Here is a 5185-nt window from a genome sequence, read left to right as displayed (position 1 = left end):
ATCCTGGCGAACCCTGGGCAGCTGACCTCGGCGCCACCAAGATCCCCGACAGAGTCAAGCTAAGGCTTGTCCCGTAAAGGATCTTCGGACGGGTGCGGGCGAGGTCGGCCGGTGTTCGGTCCGCTTGCCTATCCGGCGATGGTGAGGTTGTGCAGGCGAGCGATGCCGCTCATCGCGTGGTGTACGCCGTCGCCCTTCAATCGGCAGTCGCGAAGGATCTTCCAGGTTTTCATCCGGGCGACGGCGTGCTCGACGCGGGCCCGGACCTGGCGGTGGGAGGCATTGTGCTCCTCCTTCCAGGCGGGCAGTTCGTGCTGCCCGCGTTCTCGACGGTGCGGGATGACCAGACCGGTGCCCCGGTAGCCGCCGTCCGCGATCACCATCGTGTTGCCGACGGCGGCCTTCGCGCCGGACAGGTCCCATGCCTTGCAGTCATTACGGTTGCCGGGCACGGGCCGGCCGACCACCACGACGAGCCGGGTGTCGACGTCGATGACGACCTGGTGATTCGTGGAGTATCGGTAGTTTTTCGACTGCTCGGCCACCGTGTGGTCGCGTGTGGGGACCAGGGTTCCGTCCACGATGAGCACAGTGTCCCTGCGGAACCGCTTGCGCGGCCTGAGCGCGAGCAGGGGGCCGAGGTGTCTGATGACGCGGTCGGCCGCGGACTTCGATACCCCAAAGAGCGGGGCAAGCTGGCGCAGCGTCAAGTTCGTGCGCCAGTAAGCCGTAACCAGCAACACCCGATCCTCCAGCGGCAACCCCCACGGCCGACCCCGCCGCACCTCATCGGCCCCCTCACGGCGCAGCGCGGTCACCAGCTTGCCGAAGCCGCGCGGGCTCAGCCCGGTGAACGGGGCTATCCAGGACGGGGCCGAGGCAGTGATCACTCCAGTCACAGCAAGATCATCGCGCCAGGCCGGGGCCTGTTGCACCAGCCGGTCACGAACCGCCTGGCCGGGGCCTCACCCATAGCTGCACCATGCTTAAAGCACCGCCGGGCCGGTATACGAAAATCTGATGAGGAGCAGTGCGTGGGAAGTCTACTGAGGAGCGTCTCCGGGGTCCGCTGGGGAGAACTGCGCGATGCGACGGGGGCTGCGGCTGGCGCTATTCCCCCTCTCCTGTCCCGGATCGCATATGGAGATGAGGACACAGCCCGCATCGCCATCGATGACTTGGGCGATGCCATCTGTTCGCTGGGGTTCGTCGTTGGCGAGGCGACAGCTCCCACGGTCCCGTTCCTTCTCGAGCTGGCCGGGTCCCCTCACGTGGCCTGCACGGCCGAGTTGTTAGACCTGCTAGGAAGTATCTGCCGGACCGACCAGTGGCACTCCGCCGCTGCGGCGACCCGGGACCGCACACACGACGCGAGCTACTGGCAGCAAACCGGCTGGGAGGCAGCCGCAAGGACAGCCGTGTACGCAGGCCGGTCAGTCATCGAGGGTGTCGCCTCCTCCGTACGGCCAGAGGAAGCGACACCTGCTCGGAAGTTGTTGCAAATGATGGACGACACCCCGCCGTTCCCGGAGCTATGAGCGGTCATTGCGGGACAAGCCTTACGGGGAGTATCTACTGACCGCCGTCAATAGTTGTGCTCTTCGTGCTGGTGATGGCATCAGAGTCACGCTGGAAACGGTGCGGCGCGTCTCTGCTCGATGTGACACGCCTGTGGTCGTCATGAGCTATTGGACGACGATCCAATCTCTTGGTCCGCATTATGCAAAGGAAGTCCAGCTGTCTCAGCAGTGATCCCTGCGTGACATGAGGTTCCAGGTGCGGCTGTTAAGGTTCCTGCCTCCTGGATGTCTCATGATCATGCTGGTGCGGGGTGGACTACTTTTTTGTCTCACGCAGCAAGGTGCGTCCGGGTTTGCGCTGGTGCGCTATGCGCTCCCGTCTGGCGGCGTGGCGGCGGTTGCGGTCGGTTGCGTACCGACCAGTTCCTGGAAGCGTCGGTCCGACCGGAGCTCCGTGAAGCACGGGTCGCCTTGAGCGTCCTTTTTGTCTTTTTCGGTGACGAGGGCGTGCCGAAGGTCCTCGATCGCGTACTCCCACTCCTGCCGGCGGGCGTCGGCCTTCAGGTTCCTGCGCTGCGCGGTGAACATGTGCAGACAGGCGTGATCGTAGGCCAGCCGTGGCGAGGCGGGCCCATCCTCGTGGGAGTGCTGTGCCGTGGCGTTCCCGGCCCGGCCGCCGGCCGTGGTGGTGTCCTGTACCGCGTCAAGGCATGCCACGAGAACACGGGCGTGGGGGTGCATCGCTGCTTGCAGTCGCCGCAGCTCCTTGCTTTTCCAGGAGACCTGGCCGGTATCGCACAGGCGGTCGAGTTCCTTCGCAGAGTCTCGGGCACTGGTCAGCATCGCGGCGCGGTCCGCATCCGTGCCGCCGCCGATCCAGGCGTTGAGCCACTGGGTCGCGCTGCTGTAGAGGATCCGGATCTTCAGCGGCATCCATCCCTCTCGGTCGTCAAAGACCTCCTTGACCCGGGAAAGGTCGTACTGGTGGTCGATGGCTCTGGCGAACGCGTGAAAGTCCATCTCCTCGTAGGGCGTGTGCTCGTGCGCGACCCACAGGTACTCGAATCGCGCCAGCTCGTTGCCGGGGTCCGTATCGACAGCCTTGGCCAGGAGCCGCGCCCGGGTGGCAACTCGGTTTTCGTCATCGGCAAGCAGCGACTTGCTGCTCGCGATCACCTGCAGGGCGACGCTTTTCCACTGACGGGCGCCATACAGCCCGTCCTGGAGCTCTTCGTGCACCTCGCTCAGCTGCGTCAGGATGAAGGCGGCGGCACAGGTGAGCATCTGTGCCTTGGCCGGGTCCTTCTGGTTGTCCGTGGGGAGCCATAGGTCCGGCCGACTGAATACCGCGCTGGCGGCATGCCGTCCATTGCGAAAGAGGGCGGCCGCGAGGCGGTCGTCGTCCACGAAGGTGACCCTGGCACGCCACGTGCGATCGGGTCTGAGCGCGAAGAGCACGCGTGTCAGGGCTCCCACGACCTTACCCGCGGGCAGGACGCTGAGCTCCTCGACAGGAATTTGACTCAGCGGTGTGCTCCCCGGCGTGGACGTGCTCTTGTGCAGGGACTGCGGGGTCTCGGTGCCGAGGCCCTTCATCCTGGCGAGCAGGTAATCGGAGGACGCGGCGTTCACCGTTCCGTCGGCCTCTTGGACCTCGACCTGGAGACGTAGGTTCTGACCGAACGCCGCCGCCGTCAGCAACACACCGATCGCTGCGAGGGCGATGCACACGAACATGAGCCGTACGTCGTAGATGGGCTTGGATGGCTTGGAGACCAACAGTGCCAAAAGGATCCCGGTCACCGTGACGATGCCCAGGGCAAGGAGCAGCACTCGCCACCGCTCCCATGTGTTCCTGCGTGCGCCCGCGAACACGAGACCTGCTGCGCCCAAGCCGACCAGCGCGAGTACCAGCGCTCCGATCCGGCACTGCGTCCAGGTTGGTGTGAAGGGGCTGAACATGGCGAACAGCGGCGCCATGACCGCTGCCGCGAGCAGCAGAAGTGCGCCGAGGCTACCGGTGATGCGCCGGATCCACACCGGCCAGGCGACCGCGTCCACCTTCACCAGCCAGCGCGAGGACAGGCTGGCGAGGACAAAGAGGACCAACAACCCGATCACAGCGAGCCCCACAAGGCGTCCCAGAGGGAGCACCCAGTCCCTGTAGAAGCGATCGCCGTTCGAGACCGCTGTGGGCAAAGGGCGGCTGCTCAGGTCCGTGACGCGCGCGATGCCGGCCTCCGCGGCGGCGTTCGCCGCATCAAAACCAAGGGCCTCGGTGAACTTTTTCCGAGCCCCCGTGAGGTTCCCGGAGCGGATCAGAAGCTGACCGGCCGTGACGCGCTTCGCCGCGTCCTGGCGCGCCTTGGCCACCAGCTTGAGGCCCTCCACCGCGCACTGCTGGTCGCCGTCGCTCACCTTCACCGACTCGTACAACGTCTTCGCCCGGTCCAGAGAACCCACTTCCCGGTGAGCCTTAGCCGCCTTACAGGTCTGCTCCGCGACCGTGTCGTCAGGCACCGCCGCGATCGTGGTGGCCAGAAGGAATACCACCAAGGCGAGGGCTCGGACGGGACGTCTCCACATGGATGGCACTCAAGCCCAACGAGTGACCCATCGCCCGGAGGCGCACCGCCGACACCAACGCAACCGCCTACGTGCAGGAGCGAGGGCACCCAGCCGCACGAACCTCCCCGGGGCCGGGGTCGCATAGACAGGGCCTTCTCGTAGCGCTGGGAATCACCTGGAAGACGAGGTTCGTTTCCGCTCGTTCAGGGGCTGGGAGTCCACGGGTCGGCAACATTCTTCGGTGGCCGCTGAGACACTTGGACGCTCATCACCGGGTGCACGGTAGAACGCGCGACCGGGCGGACGGTGAGACATCTGAGGCATTGAGACAGCCGAACGGTTCATAAGCTTGAGCGAATGGCCGATGAGCTGGCCGCCGGCGGTGCGGCGGGGTGCTTCGTGCCGGACGTTCCGCCGGAACGCGTTGAGGCGTGGGTGGCGGCAGCGGCGGAGGCCGGAATCAGCGCCCCGCTCCTCGCCAATCGTGATGCGTCGTATGCCGAGTTGGGCGACATATGCCGAGCCGCAACGGGGTTCGTCTATGTGCCCGCGGCCACTGGCCAGCAGACGGGATACTCGGCTGGGATTGACCTGGACGGTCTCGCTGCTTTCGTTCAAGCCGTCCAGCAATTTGCTCCGTCGACCCCGATCCTGACCGGCATGGGAGTCTCCACGCCTGAGCTTGCCTCCGCCATCGTGGGGCGCGTAGACGTTTCTGGCGTCGTGATCGGCTCACCTCTCGTCCGCTCTCTACGCAGTGGCGCAGATAGCCTCCACCAAACGGCGGCCCTGGTCGAGGAGTTCGCGGCTGCGCTCGCCGTCGGCGGTGCCGCATGACCCTTCATCTGGTGCCTGCTCGCTTCCGTGAGGCTGCGGCATTCGTCCAGGACTGGCACCGTCATCACGCACCTCCCCCGGGACAGATCTTCGCGATTGGCGCCGCCGACGAGGATGGAGTTCTGCGAGCTATCGCGATCAAGCCACTCTCGAAGTCACACGCACATGCGGTGACGGAGCCCGGAACGCGAATTCGCTCGGTCGTGTCCCTTGTCGTGGTGTAGCCGATCATCCGGCGGTCGTGTTGGTGGTGTTGGGTA

The 5185-nt window shown here is 65.6% G+C and carries 4 protein-coding genes; 2 read left to right on the top strand and 2 right to left on the bottom strand.

The annotated features are described in order from the left end of the window. Window positions 1-128: 128 nt before the first annotated feature. Complete coding sequence (locus IEY89_RS39780) at window positions 129-899, bottom strand: transposase (RefSeq protein WP_189152395.1); 771 nt, start codon at window positions 897-899, stop codon at window positions 129-131. A 135-nt stretch (window positions 900-1034) separates the two neighbouring features. Here IEY89_RS39780 and IEY89_RS39775 point away from each other — a divergent pair, with 135 nt between their 5' ends. Beyond that, a complete protein-coding gene (locus tag IEY89_RS39775) occupies window positions 1035-1538 on the top strand; it encodes a hypothetical protein (protein ID WP_189152394.1) in 504 nt (167 codons plus the stop codon). Between the two features lie 348 nt (window positions 1539-1886). Here the strand turns inward: IEY89_RS39775 and IEY89_RS39770 are convergent, their stop codons facing one another. Then, window positions 1887-4040 (bottom strand): hypothetical protein, encoded by a 2154-nt coding sequence (locus IEY89_RS39770; protein WP_189152393.1) that lies wholly within the window; start codon window positions 4038-4040, stop codon window positions 1887-1889. 405 nt (window positions 4041-4445) lie between these two features. Here IEY89_RS39770 and IEY89_RS39765 point away from each other — a divergent pair, with 405 nt between their 5' ends. Beyond that, on the top strand, window positions 4446-4925 hold the full coding sequence (locus IEY89_RS39765) for a tryptophan synthase subunit alpha (RefSeq protein ID WP_189152392.1): 480 nt from the start codon (window positions 4446-4448) through the stop codon (window positions 4923-4925). Window positions 4926-5185 lie beyond the last annotated feature (260 nt).

The organism is Streptomyces lacrimifluminis, assembly GCF_014646095.1.
Classification (GTDB): domain Bacteria; phylum Actinomycetota; class Actinomycetes; order Streptomycetales; family Streptomycetaceae; genus Streptomyces; species Streptomyces lacrimifluminis.
The sequence above is the reverse complement of the archived record's forward strand: the minus strand, read 5'-3'. Positions and strand labels throughout refer to the sequence as shown.

Excerpts from the sequence above, each read along its gene's own strand:
- IEY89_RS39765 (WP_189152392.1), top strand. The coding sequence starts at position 4,446 with ATGGCCGATGAGCTGGCCGCCGGCGGTGCGGCGGGGTGCTTCGTGCCG.